The 17,139-nt window shown below is 60.7% G+C and carries 18 protein-coding genes and 1 other RNA gene; 9 read left to right on the top strand and 10 right to left on the bottom strand.

All coding sequences use genetic code 11. The features are described 5' to 3' along the window. Positions 1-124 precede the first annotated feature (124 nt). The 7 genes from ruvC to EV130_RS23005 all read left to right on the top strand — a co-directional run bounded on the left by ruvC (position 125) and on the right by EV130_RS23005 (position 4,892). The gene (gene ruvC, locus EV130_RS23035) at positions 125-637 is read left to right on the top strand and encodes a crossover junction endodeoxyribonuclease RuvC (protein ID WP_074062395.1); all 513 of its coding nucleotides are present in this window, start codon (positions 125-127) and stop codon (positions 635-637) included. 41 nt (positions 638-678) lie between these two features. Next, positions 679-942, top strand: coding sequence for an AbrB/MazE/SpoVT family DNA-binding domain-containing protein (locus tag EV130_RS23030; protein WP_132661528.1), 264 nt, complete (start codon positions 679-681; stop codon positions 940-942). Next, positions 920-1,186 (top strand): hypothetical protein, encoded by a 267-nt coding sequence (locus EV130_RS23025; RefSeq protein WP_132661526.1) that lies wholly within the window; start codon positions 920-922, stop codon positions 1,184-1,186. Before EV130_RS23030 ends, EV130_RS23025 begins: the two co-directional genes overlap by 23 nt. Beyond that, the gene (gene ruvA / locus EV130_RS23020; protein ID WP_074062398.1) at positions 1,183-1,797 is read left to right on the top strand and encodes a Holliday junction branch migration protein RuvA; all 615 of its coding nucleotides are present in this window, start codon (positions 1,183-1,185) and stop codon (positions 1,795-1,797) included. Before EV130_RS23025 ends, ruvA begins: the two co-directional genes overlap by 4 nt. A gap of 74 nt (positions 1,798-1,871) precedes the next feature. Then, the gene (ruvB, locus tag EV130_RS23015) at positions 1,872-2,912 is read left to right on the top strand and encodes a Holliday junction branch migration DNA helicase RuvB (protein ID WP_074063310.1); all 1,041 of its coding nucleotides are present in this window, start codon (positions 1,872-1,874) and stop codon (positions 2,910-2,912) included. Continuing rightward, on the top strand, positions 2,913-3,815 hold the full coding sequence (locus EV130_RS23010; RefSeq protein ID WP_074062399.1) for a metallophosphoesterase: 903 nt from the start codon (positions 2,913-2,915) through the stop codon (positions 3,813-3,815). Positions 3,816-4,328: 513 nt separating this feature from the next. Continuing rightward, positions 4,329-4,892, top strand: coding sequence for a DinB family protein (locus EV130_RS23005; protein WP_074062400.1), 564 nt, complete (start codon positions 4,329-4,331; stop codon positions 4,890-4,892). Here EV130_RS23005 and EV130_RS23000 read toward each other — a convergent pair. The 5 genes from EV130_RS23000 to EV130_RS22980 all read right to left on the bottom strand — a co-directional run bounded on the left by EV130_RS23000 (position 4,889) and on the right by EV130_RS22980 (position 13,013). Beyond that, on the bottom strand, positions 4,889-6,268 hold the full coding sequence (locus EV130_RS23000; protein ID WP_132661524.1) for a virulence factor family protein: 1,380 nt from the start codon (positions 6,266-6,268) through the stop codon (positions 4,889-4,891). The two genes, EV130_RS23005 and EV130_RS23000, sit on opposite strands and share 4 nt — an antisense overlap. Then, on the bottom strand, positions 6,265-8,868 hold the full coding sequence (mprF, locus tag EV130_RS22995; protein ID WP_074062402.1) for a bifunctional lysylphosphatidylglycerol flippase/synthetase MprF: 2,604 nt from the start codon (positions 8,866-8,868) through the stop codon (positions 6,265-6,267). The genes EV130_RS23000 and mprF overlap by 4 nt, the downstream gene beginning before the upstream one ends. Before the next feature lie 250 nt (positions 8,869-9,118). Further along, entirely contained in the window at positions 9,119-11,242 is a 2,124-nt protein-coding gene (locus EV130_RS22990) for a mechanosensitive ion channel family protein (protein WP_074062403.1), read from the bottom strand. Positions 11,243-11,379: 137 nt separating this feature from the next. After that, complete coding sequence (gene gnd, locus EV130_RS22985; protein WP_074062404.1) at positions 11,380-12,399, bottom strand: phosphogluconate dehydrogenase (NAD(+)-dependent, decarboxylating); 1,020 nt, start codon at positions 12,397-12,399, stop codon at positions 11,380-11,382. A gap of 119 nt (positions 12,400-12,518) precedes the next feature. After that, the gene (locus tag EV130_RS22980) at positions 12,519-13,013 is read right to left on the bottom strand and encodes an SRPBCC domain-containing protein (RefSeq protein ID WP_074062405.1); all 495 of its coding nucleotides are present in this window, start codon (positions 13,011-13,013) and stop codon (positions 12,519-12,521) included. Positions 13,014-13,069: 56 nt separating this feature from the next. On the opposite strand from EV130_RS22980, the gene EV130_RS22975 reads away from it, so the two are divergent. Then, the gene (locus EV130_RS22975; RefSeq protein WP_074062406.1) at positions 13,070-13,393 is read left to right on the top strand and encodes an ArsR/SmtB family transcription factor; all 324 of its coding nucleotides are present in this window, start codon (positions 13,070-13,072) and stop codon (positions 13,391-13,393) included. 46 nt (positions 13,394-13,439) lie between these two features. Here EV130_RS22975 and EV130_RS22970 read toward each other — a convergent pair whose 3' ends face one another. Together EV130_RS22970 and EV130_RS22965 are read right to left on the bottom strand one after the other, a co-directional pair. Continuing rightward, positions 13,440-14,633, bottom strand: coding sequence for an MFS transporter (locus tag EV130_RS22970; protein ID WP_132661522.1), 1,194 nt, complete (start codon positions 14,631-14,633; stop codon positions 13,440-13,442). Positions 14,634-14,768: 135 nt separating this feature from the next. Then, positions 14,769-15,692, bottom strand: a complete 924-nt coding sequence (locus tag EV130_RS22965) for a LysR substrate-binding domain-containing protein (protein WP_132552435.1) — start codon at positions 15,690-15,692, stop codon at positions 14,769-14,771. A gap of 84 nt (positions 15,693-15,776) precedes the next feature. On the opposite strand from EV130_RS22965, the gene EV130_RS32675 reads away from it, so the two are divergent. Beyond that, positions 15,777-15,938 carry a hypothetical protein gene (locus EV130_RS32675; protein ID WP_155774468.1) on the top strand — a complete coding sequence of 54 codons (162 nt, stop codon included), beginning with the start codon at positions 15,777-15,779 and terminating at the stop codon, positions 15,936-15,938. Position 15,939: 1 nt separating this feature from the next. Here the strand turns inward: EV130_RS32675 and ssrS are convergent. The 3 genes from ssrS to EV130_RS22950 all read right to left on the bottom strand — a co-directional run bounded on the left by ssrS (position 15,940) and on the right by EV130_RS22950 (position 16,826). Next, positions 15,940-16,098, bottom strand: a non-coding RNA gene (gene ssrS, locus EV130_RS22960) — 6S RNA. Between the two features lie 59 nt (positions 16,099-16,157). Then, on the bottom strand, positions 16,158-16,535 hold the full coding sequence (locus tag EV130_RS22955; protein WP_074062409.1) for a cell division protein ZapA: 378 nt from the start codon (positions 16,533-16,535) through the stop codon (positions 16,158-16,160). A gap of 15 nt (positions 16,536-16,550) precedes the next feature. Continuing rightward, positions 16,551-16,826: a DUF4164 domain-containing protein gene (locus EV130_RS22950; RefSeq protein ID WP_074062410.1), complete on the bottom strand. Its 276-nt coding sequence runs from the start codon at positions 16,824-16,826 to the stop codon at positions 16,551-16,553. Between the last annotated feature and the right edge of the window lie 313 nt (positions 16,827-17,139).

The raw sequence follows: 17,139 nt of genomic DNA, 5'->3' as shown, positions 1-17,139 counted from the left end.
TGAAGGGGCAGCTTTCAGGCATTCGGTTTAATTCGTGGTAAACGGCGCCTTATAAAGGGGCGTAATGTTTTTGTTTTGTTCACATATCGGTGGCAGTTATTTTGCAACCGCAATAAGGTGAGACATGCAAAATACGATTCGCATCATCGGCATCGACCCGGGCCTTCGCCGCACCGGCTGGGGAATTATCGACACGCTCGGCAATTCGCTGCGCTTCGTCGCCTCCGGAACGGTGACCTCCGACGGCGAGATGGACCTCGCCTCCCGCCTTTGTCAGCTGCATGACGGGCTCGCTCAAATCGTCCATGACTTCAAGCCGGATGAGGCGGCGGTCGAGCAGACCTTCGTCAACAAGGATGCGGTCGCCACGCTGAAGCTCGGTCAGGCCCGCGGCATCGCGATGCTCGTGCCGGCACGCGCCGGGCTCCAGGTATCGGAGTATGCGCCCAATGCCGTCAAGAAAGCCGTCATCGGCGTCGGTCACGGCGAGAAGCAGCAAATCCACATGATGCTGAAAATCCTGATGCCGAAAGTCGAATTCAAGGGCAACGACGCCGCTGACGCGCTCGCCATCGCCATCTGCCACGCCCATAACCGCGGCAGCAGCCGAATGCGCCAGGCAGCATTGGCCGGCTGATATGTATTCTTGGTTTTTTCCCTTTTGCTATCTAGGTAATCATGCGTGTCACCGAAAAGGGCCAGGTGGCCATGCCGAAGGAGATTCGCGACCGGCTGGGGATGGGCCGCGGATCGGAAGTGGATTTCATCGCCTCTAAAGCGGGCGCCATACTCCTCAAGATCGAGACGGGTGGAGCTGATCCAGTTCGCACGTTCGATGATTGGGCGAGCCGCGCTCAAACAACGGTTGATCTCGGCGGAATGACGACGGATGATGATATCGAATGGTTGAGGGGCCAACGTGACGATCTCGACGCTCGTTGACACCGATATCTTTATCGACAATTGGGGGCCGGATACCGTCGAAAGGCAATGGTCCCTGAAGCAGTGCGTGATTGACGGTGACCTGGTAACGAAGGCAGTGATCTGGTCGAAACTCGCCGCCTCGGCTCATGCCGATTGGCGCCGGCATCGGCTGCTGAAGCGCGACGCTGCCCGCTACCGTTCCTATTATCCATTCCTCGACCTCATCACTCCCGAAACTCATCGCTCACGGACCTCTTCATGATCGGCAAGCTCAAAGGCACCATCGACGAAATCGGCGACGACCACGTGCTCGTCGACGTGCACGGCGTCTGCTACACCGCCCATTGCTCTGGCCGTACGCTGTCGAGACTCGGTTCGCCGGGAGAGGCTTGCGTGCTCTTCATCGAGACCTATGTGCGCGAAGACCAGCTGAAGCTCTTCGGCTTCATGAGCGCGCTGGAACGCGAATGGTTCAACCTGCTGCAAAGCGTCCAGGGTGTCGGCGCGAAGGTCGCACTCGCGGTGCTCTCCATCCTGACGCCAAGCGAATTGGCAAATGCGATCGCCCTGCAGGATAAAACGGCCATCTCCCGCGCCCAGGGGGTCGGCCCTAAAGTTGCGGTTCGTATCGTCACCGAATTGAAGAACAAGGCGCCCGCCTTTGCCGGCGAGGCGATCCATATCGGCCTCAAGCAGGAACTCGGTGAAGGTGTTGCTTCGGCCCCGGTCGCCGATGCCGTCTCGGCGCTGACGAACCTTGGCTATTCACGTGATCAGGCCGCCAATGCCGTCGCTGCGGCCATGAAGACGGCAGGCGAAGGTGCTGACAGTGCCAAGCTGATCAGGTTGGGCCTCAAAGAGCTCGCGCGTTAAATCCGCCGTGATTTGATGCAAAAGCGGAATACGTCGTATATGGGTTGAATCCCATCGAACCGGAAGAAGCCAAGATGAGTGAACCCGCGCGCCTGATATCGCCGGAAAAGCGGGGCGAAGACCTGGATGTGACGCTACGCCCGCAGTCGCTGGACGAGTTCACCGGCCAGGCGGAGGCGCGTGCGAACCTGAAGGTTTTCATCGAGGCCGCCAAGAACCGCGGCGAGGCGCTGGACCATGTCCTGTTCGTGGGGCCGCCAGGTCTCGGCAAGACGACGCTCGCGCAGATCATGGCCAAGGAGCTCGGCGTCAACTTCCGCTCCACCTCGGGTCCTGTCATCGCCAAGGCAGGCGACCTTGCAGCGCTGCTGACGAATCTCGAAGAGCGCGACGTCCTCTTCATCGATGAAATCCACCGCCTGAATCCGGCTGTCGAGGAAATCCTCTATCCGGCGATGGAAGACTTCCAGCTGGACCTCATCATCGGCGAAGGCCCGGCCGCCCGCTCTGTGAAGATCGACCTCTCGAAATTTACCCTTGTCGCCGCGACCACCCGCCTGGGCCTCTTGACCACGCCGCTCCGCGACCGCTTCGGCATTCCGGTGCGGCTCAGCTTCTACACGGTGGAAGAGCTGGAACTGATCGTGCGCCGCGGCGCCCGTCTCATGAACCTGCCGATGATCGACGACGGCGCCCGCGAAATTGCGCGGCGCGCCCGCGGCACGCCGCGCATCGCCGGCCGCCTGCTTCGCCGCGTGCGCGATTTCGCCGAAGTCGCCAAGGCCGAAGCCGTTACCCGCGAAATTGCCGACGAAGCGCTCACGCGCCTGCTTGTCGACAGTGTCGGCCTCGACCAGCTCGACAAGCGCTATCTCAACATGATCGCCGTCAATTTCGGCGGCGGCCCCGTCGGCATCGAGACGATCGCCGCCGGCCTTTCCGAACCGCGTGACGCGATCGAGGACATCATCGAGCCCTACATGATCCAGCAGGGCTTCATCCAGCGAACGCCGCGTGGCCGCGTGCTGACGGCAACCGCCTGGAAGCATCTCGGCCTGCAGCCACCGAAGGACCTGGAAGCCGCCCAGTTCCGGCTGTTTCAGGAAGACGATTAGGTGATCACGCGACGCGGATTTCTGAAGATTCTCGGCAGCAGTGTCGTGGGCGCCATGGCGTTTGGTGGTTACGCATTCGCCTATGAACCTATCGTGCGGCTGAACATTGCCCGTTATGCACTGACGCCGCCAGGATGGACGCCGGGCTTGAAGCTCAGGGTCGTCGCCCTTGCCGATTTGCATGCCTGCGAGCCCTGGATGTCGGCCAGCCGTATTGCCGCGATCTGCGCCAAGGCGAACGAACTCAATGGAGACGTGACGGTCATGCTCGGCGATTATACCTCCGGTATGAACATAGTGACGCGTCACATGCATTCGAGCGAGTGGTCGCAGGTACTCGCCGCCTTGCGCGCTCCGCTCGGCGTTCACGCCATCATGGGCAATCACGACTGGTGGGAAGACAAGGACGCTCAGAAGAACGACGGGGTGAAACCGTTTGCACATCGCGCCCTGGCCGATGTCGGAATTTCGGTCTACAGCAACCGTGCCGTCCGGCTCGAAAAAGACGGACATGGCTTCTGGCTGGCGGGTCTGGAAGACCAATTGGCGCTTCTAGCGGGCAAGAGGTGGGGCCGCGCGCGCATGGTCGGCCTGGACGACCTGGACAGCACGCTGGCTCAGGTTTGGGACGATGCGCCCGTCATCCTGCTTGCCCACGAGCCAGATCTCTTTCCGCGGGTGCCGCAGCGCGTATCGCTGACGCTTTCGGGCCATACACACGGCGGGCAGATCCGTCTTTTTGGCCGCTCGCCGGTCGTTCCCTCCCGTTTCGGCAATCGTTACGCTTATGGCCACGTTGTCGAGGAGGGACGAAACATCATTATATCGGGCGGTCTTGGCTGTTCGATTGCGCCGATCCGCTTCGGCGTCCCGCCGGAGATTGTCGTAATCGATCTTGGATAGGCAGAAAGTCCCCGAGCCGGCTCGATGGCGATGCCTGGCGTTTCAACCATCGCATGGCGGATCTCGGGCTTGGCGGCCGCGCCGGGAACGGCCAGACCTCCGAAGAAACGCCGAAGCGGGCGATGATCGGGGAATTCGGGCTCGTGGTCGAAAATCCAGCGCCTCCTTTGGGTGTGGGAAACTTCCCATTTGAGAAAACGCGCCTGGCAAGGGCGGGCTTCCATTGCCTGAGGTAAATTTCGCCCGCGTTTCCGTTCAAGTCCAGAAAGATCGTCCACCGGATCGAAGATGGCGGCAATTATCCCAGGTTCAAATGGCTGCCCGCGGCACAGGAAACCCTGTCCGGGCTGGAAATTTTGCCTATTTCATCGGAAAAGACGTCGCCGGCGTCGCCGCACCATCTTGTCTGGCTCGATCAGGCTCTGGATGGCAACGATCAAGCAACCGGCAAACATTGACGCCACGTAAATCGGCGCCTTTGCTGGGCCAAATTCGTGCTGAGGAGGATGCGCCATGCCGAGTTTCGATCCGCGCCGAGTGTTTCGCAAGCTCTCCTATAACAACGCGCTTGCGAACCATCGCCTGCTGGCTGCCTGCGCGTCCCTGCCTCCGGGAGAATTCGAGGCGAAGCGCGTCGGCTTCTTCCCCTCGATCAAGTCGACGCTCAACCACATCATCACTGTTGATTGGTTTTATGTCGACGCGCTCGAGGGCGGCAAGCTTGGTCAAAAAGCCTTCGAGGTCGAAGAGCCGTTCGATGAGGTCGCCTCGCTTGCTGGCGAGCAGCGCAAGGTCGATCAGCGCCTTGTGGCATTTTGCGAAGCCTTGACCTTGGAAGGGCTTGCAGCGGTGATCGATCTCCAGCGCGCCGGCCGCCTCCAGAAAGAGCGGGTGGACGACGTGCTGAGCCACCTTTTCCAGCATCAGACACATCATCGCGGCCAGGTGCATGCGATGCTCGCTGGAACCTGCGTAAAGCCGCCGCAGCTTGACGAGTTTATCGTCGATGACGACGCGAAGTTCCGCAGCGCCGATATTGCGGCCTTCGGCTGGAGCGAAGAGACGCTGATGCGTTAGTCGGCAAGGTGCGCCTTCAGCCGGTCGACGATCGTCCTCGTCAGCAGATCGTAGTTCTCGTCGAAATGGTGATCACCCGCCAGCTCGACGACGTCGGCGCCGCTATCCTTCAAAGCGGGACAGGCGACCTCGTCATCGTCGTCCTTGCCGTAGATGCATTGCACAAGCTTGGGGTCGATGGCTTTCAGATCATCGACCGGATCGCCGGCAGCACCCTCCGTCTTCTGACCGAGCCACCCCATGACGGAGATCACGTAGTCCACCTCGTGGGAAAGCGAGAGCAGCGACACCTGTGCGATCGTCGCTTTGTCGGCGGCTTTAAGCCTGTTGTAGGTGGCGGGCACGATATCGGCACCGAAAGAGTAACCGACCAGAAGAACGTGCTTCACCTTCCATTGCTTGCGATAGAATTCGATAATCTTTTCCAGATCGTCGGCCGTTTCCTGGGGCTGGCGCTCTGACCAGAAATAGTGAAGCGAATCGACGCCGACGACGGGGATGCCCTCTTTCTGCAGCGCCGCACCGACTTCCTTGTCGATATCGCGCCAGCCGCCATCGCCGGAATAGATGATCGCCATGGTGTTCATGGACGGATTGGCATCGAGCACGGCAAGCGGCAGTCCGAGCGGATTGTCGGCGCTTCCGGAAGCCGCGATCAGGTCGTCCAGCGTCTCGGAAAGAGCCGTTTCGGCATCATCCCCAGCATCGCGAATCTCGATTTCGGGATGATCCATCTTCAGCGCCGCGACATGCGCACGCCCATCTTTGGTTGCAGCAGACGTGAAGACAGCGGTGATAGGGTCTGCAAGGTTGCCTTCGGCGAGGCCGTAGACCATCCGGCCACCCACCGTCTTTTTCGATGCCGGCGTGCAGAGCTGCTTTGTGAGCGGAATGCCGGCGGCCGGATCCACGGCCAGCGTTTGGCCGATCGTCGCATCCGGCGTCTGCGCAGCAATCGCCAGCGCCAGTGCGCCGCCTTCGTTGATACCGGCGATGATCGGCAAGTGATAGGCGCTGTTGCCGGCAGCCCGTTGCACCTGCTGGCTGAGCGACTCGATATCGGACACCAGATAGATGCAGCCGTCATTCTCGTTGACGTCATATTTGCGCAGAGCATCCATATAGGACAAAAAATCGACACCGATGACGACGGCTCCCTCCTGCACCAGATTGTCGGCCTGCGCCTTTTCCTTGTCGCCCCAGCCAGCACCATCCGAAATCAGCATCACGGCGCCTTTGACGTCGCCGTCCGGCAAAAAGATGTGCGGTGAAGGAATAAGCCCGGTTTCAAAGCGTTGCGTGGTTTCCTCGGCAGCGACGGCCGGGGCCGTCAGCGCGAAAGCGCACACGGCCGAAAGCAGATATCTCCTGATCATTTCCTGACGACTCCCTTCAATCCGCCGCCGATGAGAAGTGTCGCGTCCATCAACGCGATCATCGGATTGCCCCCTCCTGAAACCGCAAGATAGCGCGGCTGCCAGTGCGGATGAAACTTTGATTTGAATGCCCGAAGGCCTTTGAAATTGTAAAAGCGCTCGCCGTGTTCGAAGACGGTGCTGCCGATCCGGTCCCAGACGGGTGCCGTCTCGCGCTTGGACATGCCCGAAAGCGGTGCCATGCCGAGATTGAAGTGCGTGTAGCCTTCGCCGCGCAGATATTCCATGATCCGTACGAAGAGGAAGTCCATGGACCCTTTGGGCGCCTGCGGCGAAAAGCGCATGAGGTCGATCGTACCTTCCGACTTCGTTCCGGTGACGAGGATATTGGCAAAGGCGACGATCCTGCCGTCCTTCTTCAAGATCCCAACCGGCTGGGCGATGACGTAGCCCGGCTCGAAGGCGCCGAGCGAGAAACCTTTCTCCTTGGCGTTGTGATGTTCGAGCCAGGCGTTGGAAACTGCAGAGAGCTCGTCGATGACACCGGCCACCTCCTCGGGCGGGATGACTTCGAATTCAAGCCCGTCGCGCTGCGCGCGCGCCGCCGTCTGCCGCAGGTTTGCCCATTTGCCGCCCTTCATTTCGAAATTCGCCAGATCGGCAACGGCCAATTCGCCGAGCTTGAACGCACGCAGGCCCGCATCGGCGCAGTGTGAGAGAAGGGCTGGAGAAATCTGATAGAACACGGCCCGGCAACCGGCAGCGCGCGCCGCCTCGACGAAGCGCCATACGAGTTCCGGTCTCGCCCCTTTTGCCCCGATGGGATCAAACAGTGCGATCCAGGAGCGCCCCTGCCGGCCATACATGATGAAGGCATCGCCATCCTCGGAAAACATGATGCTCTTGTCGCCCATGCGCACCAGATTGGCATCGGCATCATCCTGCGCCCTGACGATCTCGACTGCGCGCCGGAGCGCCTCCTGCGTGGCAGGCTCCGGTTTGAAGGCGGCGGGGCGAAGCAGGCTGAAGATCGCGATTGCCGAGGAAATGATCGTGAGGCCGAGAACCGCACGCAGCCCGCGCGGCGCCTCGCCGGCGAATTCGAACTGCCACCAGAGCTCGTTGCTGTATTCCACATCGCGGTAGACGAAGAGCAGAATGACGACGGCGCCCACGCAGACAACCGCAATCGCGGTCATCCATGATGCCGTCAGCGTCTGGTTGAGCAATGAGGCATGGCGGGAAAAGAGCCGGCGGCTGACAAAGAGGCTGGAAATTAGGAAGGCGAGGAACAGCGCTTCGACAAGGGCTACGGCCTTGAGCAGTGAAAGCGCCAGCGCGGCAACAGCGGCGATAATCGCCACCAGCCAGGCGCCATCGAGCCGCTGGCCAAGACCGCGCGCGGCAACGAGCAGCGCGAGACCCATCAGGCTGGAGAGGAAATGTGCTCCTTCAACGATCGGCAGCGGCAGATAGCTGGCGAGGAATTCCAGATTCTGGTCCGGCGTCGGCGTGACGCTCGAAAAGATCAGCATGACGCCGAGCAGCAGCGTCAGCGCCGAAAGCAGCTGCGGCGTCAGCCGCCCGCCGATGCGGCGGATGCTGGAAGCCGCCGGATGATCGACAAAGCGCCGAAATTCGGTTGCCGACACCGCGAGCACGGCGATCAGAAGCGGCAGCACATGATAGATCAGCCGGTAGAGGACCAGCGAGCCGAGAACCGCATCGATATTCACCGCGCTGCCAAGCGAAGCGATGACCACCGTCTCGAAAACACCGAGGCCGGCCGGAACATGGCTTAGCACCCCGAGCCCGACAGCAATCGCATAGACGGCAAGAAACACCGGCCAGCCGATCGCCGTTTGCGGCAGCAGAACATAAAGAACCGTGGCTGAAGCCGCGATATCGAAAGCGGTCACCAGGAACTGGCGCGACCATGTGCGCGAATCCGGAAGCCGGATCGAGATCGGGCCGATCTGCATCGCCCGACCGTTGCGTCCAAGCACCAGAAGCGCTCCCAAAGCCGCGATGATCACGCCCGCGACCAGCCGCAGCAGCAATGCGCTCGTTCCCACAAGAGGTGCAATTTCATCGGCGATGATCATCACTGCGATCGATGCGACCCCTGCCAGGCCAAGCCCGAAGGCCAGCGTGACGAACGCAATGACGCGGCCGATTTCTTCCGGCGTCAGGCCGAGACGCGAATAGGCGCGATAGCGGATCGCCCCGCCGCTCAACGCCCCGAAGCCCGCCGTGTTGCCGACCGCATAAGCGCTGAAAGCCGTCAGGGCCACATGGGGAAATGGCAGCCTCTTGCCGATGTAGTCGATGGCATTGAGGTCGTAAACGATGAGCGCCAGGAAGCTCAATCCGGTAAAGAGAAGCGCAAGCACAATGGCGCTGGGCCGCGTATTGGCCAGCGCTGCGACGACGTCTTCGTAGCGCACCTCATCGGTAAGCTTTACGACGGCATATCCGACGATGCAAAAAACAAGAAGCGTGGCGAGCGCCACCAGGTGGGGGCGATAGCGCCTGATGAACCCGCGCGCACCGCGCGTCGCTGCGACTTCGATCTCTTCCAAGCTGCCGTCACTCGCCATCTCTACCTGCCGCTTTGCCGTCTGGCGGATCGTCCAGGAGTCGAAGCATACGCGGCATTCAAGCTCTGCAAGCTGATACCGGGCGATACCCCACCGCCGTCATTTGCGTCTCAGTCGGCTTGAATTGGGGCAGAATTAGCGCCTTAAACCACGATGAACATTGCATTTTCGTAAGGTTTGACAATCGAAGGGCAAGATGGGCCCAAGGCTTGCGTGCCTGCCGGACCGTCCGATCCGAGCCTTGGCGTTTTCAGCTCGCCACCTCGCCCGCGGTATCCGGCTTTTTTGTCACATGACGCGCCGCTGCCGCACGCGCCTCGACTTCGCGTCCCTCGCCGGAGACCTGTACTGTTGGCACAGCAAATTCGATGCCGTTCTCCTTGAAGGCATTGCGGATCATCGCCAGTGCGTTGCGGCGGATGACGAACTGCTCGCCCGGTTTGGTCATCATCGCCAGGCGGATCTCGATTGCGAATTCGCCGAATTGCTCGACGCCCTTCATCTTCAGAGTCTCGATGATATGCGGCCCGAATTCGGGATTCTCGAGCAGTTGCTGTCCGATCTGCTTGATTACCTTCTTCGCTTTCACGAGGTCGGTATCGTAGGTCACGTTGAGACTGATCTTGTCGATCGTCCAGTCGCGGTTGAGGTTCTTGACCGCGCCGAGCTCGCCGAAGGGCACGGTCGTCAGTGGTCCGCGGTGATGGCGGAGTTTCACCGAGCGCAGGCTGAAGGATTCGACCACGCCCTTGTGGCTGCCGCTCTCGATATACTCGCCGACGCGGAAGGCATCGTCCCACAGATAGAACATGCCGCTGATGACGTCCTTGACGATCGCTTGCGCTCCGAAGCCCACGGCAACGCCGACGACGCCGGCACCGGCGATCAAGGGGGCGATCTGGATGTTGAGACCGGCGAGCACCATCAAGATGGCAATGACGGCGATAACGACAGCAAGGACGTTGCGAAAGATCGGCAGCAGCGTTTGCAACCGCGCACGCTTGGCCTTTTCCTCATCCGTGGCGCCATCGGCAAGCGACGTATTCGCAAGCTTGCTGTTGATAAAGGTCTTCACGAGATGCCAGATCAGATCGGCTGCAAGCAGAATGACGACACCGCCGATGATGCCGCGGGCGATGCGATCCACCATCGTCTCCCCGGCGGCCATCGTATCGGCTCCGACGCCGATCATCCGCCCCAGCCAGACAGCCGCCAACGCGATGATGACCGCCCTGACGCCGCGGTCAAGCAACACTGCAGCCATGCTGCGCTTTGCAAGGAAACCCGCTTCAGCCTGATGCAGCGCACGGACGCAAATCGTGGCGATGGCGAGCATTTTAGGCAGTATCAGCGCGTAGATGCCGAGCCAAAGCAGCCCGGTGAAGCCGGCGACCCAAAGTACCCAAAGCAGCATGAAATAAAGCGTGAGCGCCCAGGATGTCGTCGTGCTGCGGCGTGCACCGTCTGCCGGTCGCGACCAAACAGCCTCGGTCGCAATCAGAAACAATCCGATACCAAGGACGTAGGCCACGAAATAGCGCGATGCGCTGGAAAAGCCGAGCGGCGCCAGGACCTGGACGACGGCCCAGCCGAAGGCGAAGTAGATGACGAAGATCGCCGAGCGCCGGAACCAGAAAAGCGCTTCGGCGCGAGAGACCGCCGGTTCACCGTCGGCCCTTGGAAGCGCCACCAGGGCAACCAGCAGCCGTCCAAGCGAGACAACAAAGCGTGCGGCCACCAGCGCAATCGTCACGGCGATCGCCATCGACTGACTGACAGGCGGCCATTTGAACACGAGAAGCGCCACGAGAGTTGCGATCATGAAGACGATGGCAGGTACGAGCCTGAAGAACAGATTGACCCCTGCCTGATACAGCCCCGCCGGCTCCTCGGGATCTACGCGCTTCATTCGCGCGCGCGGCGCAACGGCACGGAAAAGCAGTTCCGCCAGGGGACCTGCAAGGAAAAGAGCCAGTGTTTGAACGAGAATGCGGCCGACGCCTATGGGCTCCACCTCCCGGTCGACAATATCGGAGGCGCTTTCGACCTCGTCCGGCAGGGCCATTGGGGCTTGCGACACCATCTCGACATGGCGCCGTACGTGCCCGAGCAAACCCGAAAGCGCCGACATCTGCTCTTCAGGCGCGGCTACGGCTGGAGCAGATGGAATATTGGTCTTCGCCGACATCCACTTCTGGACTTCGGGGGCCTGCATCAGTTCCATTATCTGGCGCACTTTGTCCGGCGGCGGCGCGGCCGGATCGGCGGCCGGTGCTGGCGTTTGCCCAAGTGTCGCGCCGCAAAGCGCCGTCAAAATCAACAACGAGAGAAGAAACGCCCAAAGACCGCGCCCCACGAACCTTGAACCCGACATGTTGCCGCCCTTCCGGTGTGTTCCCCGCATCAACCATATCGCGTGCACAGCCATAGGCAATGGCCCATGAAAAAGCCCGCAACCAGGTGGATGCGGGGCCGGGTGGATGCGGGGTTTGAAATGCGTCAGGCCGTCCCTTAGGTTTTCGGCTTTTCCAAATGGCCGCCGAAGCCGGCGCGCATGGCGGAAAGCACCTTGTTGGCGAACTCGTCATTGTCGCGCGAGGAAAAACGGCCATAGAGCGCAGCGCTCAGCACCGGCGTCGGCACGCTTTCGTCGATAGCGGCCATGATCGTCCAGCGGCCTTCGCCGGAGTCCGAAACGCGGCCTGCAAATTTCATCAGCGCCGGATCGGCATGCAGCGCGTCAGAGGTCAGATCGAGCAGCCACGATGTGATGACGCTGCCGCGCCGCCATACTTCGGCGACATCCTGCAGGTTGAAATCGTACCGGTAGTGTTCCGGGTGGGAGAGAGGAGCGGTTTCGGCATCCGCCTCATGCGCCGCCGCGCCGATATTCGCACGCTTCAGGATGTTCAGCCCCTCTGCATAAGCGGCCATCAGACCGTATTCGATGCCGTTGTGAACCATCTTGACGAAATGTCCCGCACCGTGAGCACCGCAATGCAGATAGCCCTGCTCTGCCGTGCTGTTCGGGTCGGGCTTGCGGTTTGCCGACGGCGGTGTGCTGCCGGCGCCGGGAGCCAGCGAGGCGAAGATCGGCGAAAGGCTCTGCACGATGCCCTTTTCGCCGCCGATCATGAGGCAATAGCCACGCTCCAGACCGAAGACACCGCCGCTGGTGCCCACATCGACATAGTGGATGCCCTTGGTAATGAGCTCGGCGCCGCGGCGGATATCGTCGTGGTAGTAGGAATTGCCGCCGTCGATGATAATATCGTCATCGTGCAGCAGCGGCACGAGCTGGGCAATCACCTTGTCGGTGATGGCCGCCGGCAGCATCAGCCAGACGGCGCGCGGGCGGGAGAGCTTCGATACGAATTCCTCCAGAGAGGCGCTGCCGGCCGCACCTTTTTCGACGAGATCGGCGACGCTCTCCGGCTTCGTGTCATAGACGACGCATTCATGGCCACCGCGCATCAAGCGCTGGACCATATAATTGCCCATACGGCCCAAACCCACCATGCCAAGCTGCATCTGAAAGCTCCTGGAATCCAATCAATTCAATAATTCCGGAAACTAGCACCCACAGTGCAGCAGGCAAGCGAAGTTCTATCACATTAAGGCGACGGCGGCTCCGATGATGGCTGTTGTTGTCATTTGAGCGCCTCGTAGTCTGGAGCCTCGGCAGGCTCGCCGCGCATCTCGCTGAGGAACATGCCCTCCCGGAGATTGATGCCGTATTCGACGAAGGCCTTCATGCAGCAGAGCATGTTGGCCCAGCCCTCGCAGTTGAGATAGGTGCCGCGCCGGCCGGCCTCGTCTTCGTGCCAGCCATTCTCGGAGATCGTCACCATCGTTCCACCGTCGTCCAGGGGATCGAATTTCATCTCGACCGTCGTTTTGTAGCGTACCTTGTTCGCGTCCGTGCCTCCATCCCAGCCCAGCAAGATGAGGCGTTCCGGAACGAGATCGACCACCTCGACGGGCGAATCCTTCCACCAGGTTACCGTCGTACCCTTGACGAGCGGCGCGCTCGCTCCGCCGACGGTCGTGAAATAGCTCGAAAGCTTCTTCGGATTGACCACCGCATCGAAAACTTCCGCGACCGGACGTCCGATCCGCCCGCCGACACGAATACTGAGGGCCATCGCACTTCCTCCTCTTTTCGATTGAGACTGGGGCCATTATGTTATAAAAATATAACATGTCAAGCGAATCGGATAACGACCCTGTCTTCAAGGCACTGGCCCACTTTCGGCGCCGTGAAATTCTCGACGTTCTGAAAGACGGTCCGCGCACGACCGGCATGCTCTGCGAAATCTTCGCGGACATGGATCGCTGCACCGTCATGCAGCATCTGAAGGTTCTGGAAGATGCCGACCTCGTTGTTCCAAAGAAGGAGGGCCGCGAGCGCTGGAACCACCTAAACAGTCTGCCGATCAAGCATATCTACGACCGGTGGATCAGTGCTTATGCGGGGCATGCGCTTTCGATCCTGGACCGGCTGAAGCGCGATCTGGAGGAATAAGCCCACGACAAAACGAGCGCCGAAGCACCCGTTTTGCCAAGGGAGTTCAAGCGGCCTTGCGCAAGGACGCGGCAAGCGGCTGAGAGCGGCGGTCGAGCGCACCGCTCGTGATTGTGAGGACAAGCGCCGCGGCAACGAGGATCGCGCCGACCCAAGGCGTGGCGGCGAGCCCGAGCGAAGATTCGACGACCAACCCGCCGATCCAGGCGCCCGCGGCGATCCCGAGGTTGAAGGCAGCAATGTTGAGCGCCGAAGCAACATCGACGGCGGCCGGACGGACCTGCCTTGCCAATTGCACGACATAGAGCTGCAGGCCAGGCACGTTTGCGAAGGAGAGAAACCCGAGTGCAGCAAGCGTCGGGATCGTCAGCCATGGCGAAACAGCCGTGAAGCTGAAGAGAACAAGCACGATGGCCTGGGCGACGAAGAGCCCGGTCAGCGCCCTCACAGGATCACGATTGGCAATCCGCCCGCCGATGATGTTGCCGATGGCGATCGCAATACCGTAAAGCACGAGGATCAGGCTGATGGCAGATGCTGAAAAGCCGGTGATCTCCTGCAGGATCGACGCAAGAAAGGTGAAGGCGACGAACGTGCCGCCATAACCGAGAGCGGTCGTGGCAAAGACGATCAGCAACCGGCCGCTGCCGAGCACGCGCACCTGATCCTTGATGCTCGTGGGCGGCGCTTTTGCGAGATCGGAGGGAAGCAGGAGCGCAATACCGGCAAAGGCCACGACGCCGAGCGCGGCCACGGCGGCAAAGGTCGCCCGCCAGCCGAATGTCTGGCCAATGAAAGTGCCAAGCGGCACGCCGGTCACGATCGCGACGGTCAGTCCCATGAACATCATGGCAATGGCCGAGGCGCGGCGGTTTTCCGCCACGAGATCGGCGGCGATCGTCGAACCGACGGAGAAAAACACGCCATGCGCAAAAGCCGAAAGTACGCGTGCAACCAAGAGCGGAGTGTAACCGGGGCTGAATGCCGCCATGGCATTGCCGATGACGAAGAGCGTCATCAGCCCGAGCAGCAGCGGTTTGCGCGCGATCCGGCCGGTGAGTGCCGTGAGGATCGGCGCGCCGAAGGTCACGCCAAGCGCATAGACGCTGACAATGAGACCTGCGAGCGGCAAAGAGATGTGGAGATCGCTGGCAACGGTCGGCAACAGGCCGACGATGACGAATTCCGTGGTTCCGATCGCATAGGCTGCGATCGTCAAGGCAAAAAGAGCAAGTGGCATGAGATGACCCGTGATGATACGCCACAGTCTGGGCGCAAGGTTATTGTTCGGGTCCAAATATGGATGCGTCGCACCGCGTCGATAATCCGCTGGAGCGGCCCAGCAGTTGTGAATTGAATTCAAGGTAGGCGCTGCTCAACCACGTTCCGTCTCGCTGACAAGCCATTTCCTGAAGAGCGCCAACGACGACTTTTTCAGCGCTCCGGGGGGATAAAGCATCGCGTAATTCAAGGCTGCAGGCTGGCGTTCGACGAAACAGCGCACAAGTTTTCCGGCGCTGATATGCTCGGCAACCAGCGAACTGCGCACCAGCGCAAAACCCTGTCCCCTGCTGCAAGCCTGCAGCATCTCCTCGAAGGAGCCGAAGACGGGCGCTTCTTCGACTGCTGTTGCGATGTCGAAGCCGGCAAGCGGCTCGACGTTCGGATCGTCTCGCACAGCCACCTGTTCGTACCATCGCTGCCAGTCGAGCACAGTGTGCCGCATGCCGCGATAAAGCAACAACGGCGCGGCGCGAATGGCACCACGGCTTGGAAGCGTGCATGAGAGGGTCGGCGCGCAGACGACGAATTCCTCGTCGAGCAGAAGCGGCTCCGTCACAAGGTCCACGCCGCCATGGCCAAGCCAGATCGCCAGATCGACACTTGAAAAATCCGGTCGCTGATAGCCGACGGCGGTGCGGACTTCGATTTTTGGATAACGGCGGCAGAAAGCCTCGACACGCGGGGCAAGCCATTGGCTCGAAAATTCCGGGGTCGTTGCGATCGTCAGCGACGGACTGGCGCTTGCTTGGCGGGCCTGATGCAAGGCGCTTTCGAGCGAAGCAAGCGCGCTCGCGATCTCGGGATGAAGCCTGAGACCAAGCGCTGAAAGCCTAGCGCCGTGCCGGCCGCGTTCGAAGAGCCGGCCGCCCATCCAGCCTTCCAGTTGCGCGATCTGATGGCTGACGGCTGTCTGTGTCAGCCCCAGCCGTTCTGCGGCGCGCCCGAAGCCTCCTGTCTCCGCAATAGCGCAGAAGGCCTGCAGGGTCGAAAGTGGCGGCAACGGACGATCCATCATGAAAATCTCTCATGATAAGAAGTACCGAGTTTCATTATTCAGCGCTGCAAAGCAAGAATAAATTGACCGCATGGGAGATAAGCCATGAGGTTTCCGATAAAGATTCTGAATGCATTGCTGGCGTTTTGCAGCCTCGCCACGCCCGCGCAGCGACAAAGCCCGACGCAGCCGGCAACCGCACTGAACGCGCATATGCAAAGGGACATCGGAATAGACGAGGGGCGCAAGCCTGCCTTCGAACATTGAAGTGCGATCCGCGGCAACCGATGGAGATTTACGATCCTGGGCGCCTACAAACGTAGGTGGGCACCGTGTGTCCAGGCCCACGAGCCTGGTCAGGGACAGCTCCCTTTGGATCGAGTATGGCCCCAGGGATTGTGGTTCCTGTCGAGAGGCGCAGATCGCAGCACGATATATAAGGCCGTTCGCAAGGCTACGCCAGAGGGACATGCATGCTGGGCAAATTTAATTGAGCTCGGCAGGCGCCCGGCCGTTGAGCTTGTCGGTGATGCCGCGAATGCGGCTCGTCACTTCTGCGAGCACTTCGGCGAGGCTTTCCTCCGTCCGCGCGGTCGCAGCGAGAACGGTGTCTCGATTGCCGCGCAACGTTTCAAGTTCCGTTTCTAGCTCGCTCACGCGGCGGTTCAGCTCGGAAATTTCGTCCATCACCATGATCCCGGCCATGACGGTGATCCTCAGATCGCCGATTTCGCCGAACTGACCCTTGAGATGGCCGACATAGCGGTCGAAGCGATTGGCGAGGTCAGTCAGGTGGTCTTCCTGTCCTTCCTCGCAGGCCATTCGATAGGCCTTGCCGTCAATCGTTACCGTCACCTGTGCCATGTCACCGTCTTTCCATTAGCGGTCAAGGACCGCGCGGATCGTCTCCATTGCCGTTACCAGCCGCCGGGAAACCTCGCGGTTGACCTCTTCCAGCCGGTTGGCGCGGAATTCTGCCTGGTCGAGTTCCTGCGCGAGCTTGGAGCGATCGGCATGTACGCGGCGAACCTCGCCCTCGATATCGCCCTGCTCGCGCTGGCGTTCGATCCGCATTTCCACGGCGTTTTCCAAGCCGGAAATCGCCTGCTTCAGCTCGTTGAGGGCCGCTTCCATGGATTTGCCTGTGGGCGTCATGTCGCTGTCCGGTTCTCCCGCGCAAGACCTCTCGAATCGGCAGGCCTTGCCGGTCCAGTGATTTCAACAGGATATGCAGCTAGCCGACGGCGCGTCAATAAAAGCCGTACCGGCGCACGGGCGCTATTCTGTGGATGACTGAAATACGCCCACCTGAAGCAGCGGATTCGTCTTTTGCACAAGCCGACGATCAAATGTCGAAAATCGTCGCACCCGGCCCGGATATGGCCTGCAATTTATTGACTTGGCCGTTCCAACTGCTATGTCTCACCCGCTTTCATCGATGGCCTTCACAAGGCTCGAGGCCATCTCC

It is taken from the genome of Rhizobium azibense, assembly GCF_004342325.1.
GTDB lineage: Bacteria > Pseudomonadota > Alphaproteobacteria > Rhizobiales > Rhizobiaceae > Rhizobium > Rhizobium etli_B.
Note: the sequence above shows the minus strand (reverse complement) of the source record. Positions and strands in the feature narration are given on the sequence as shown.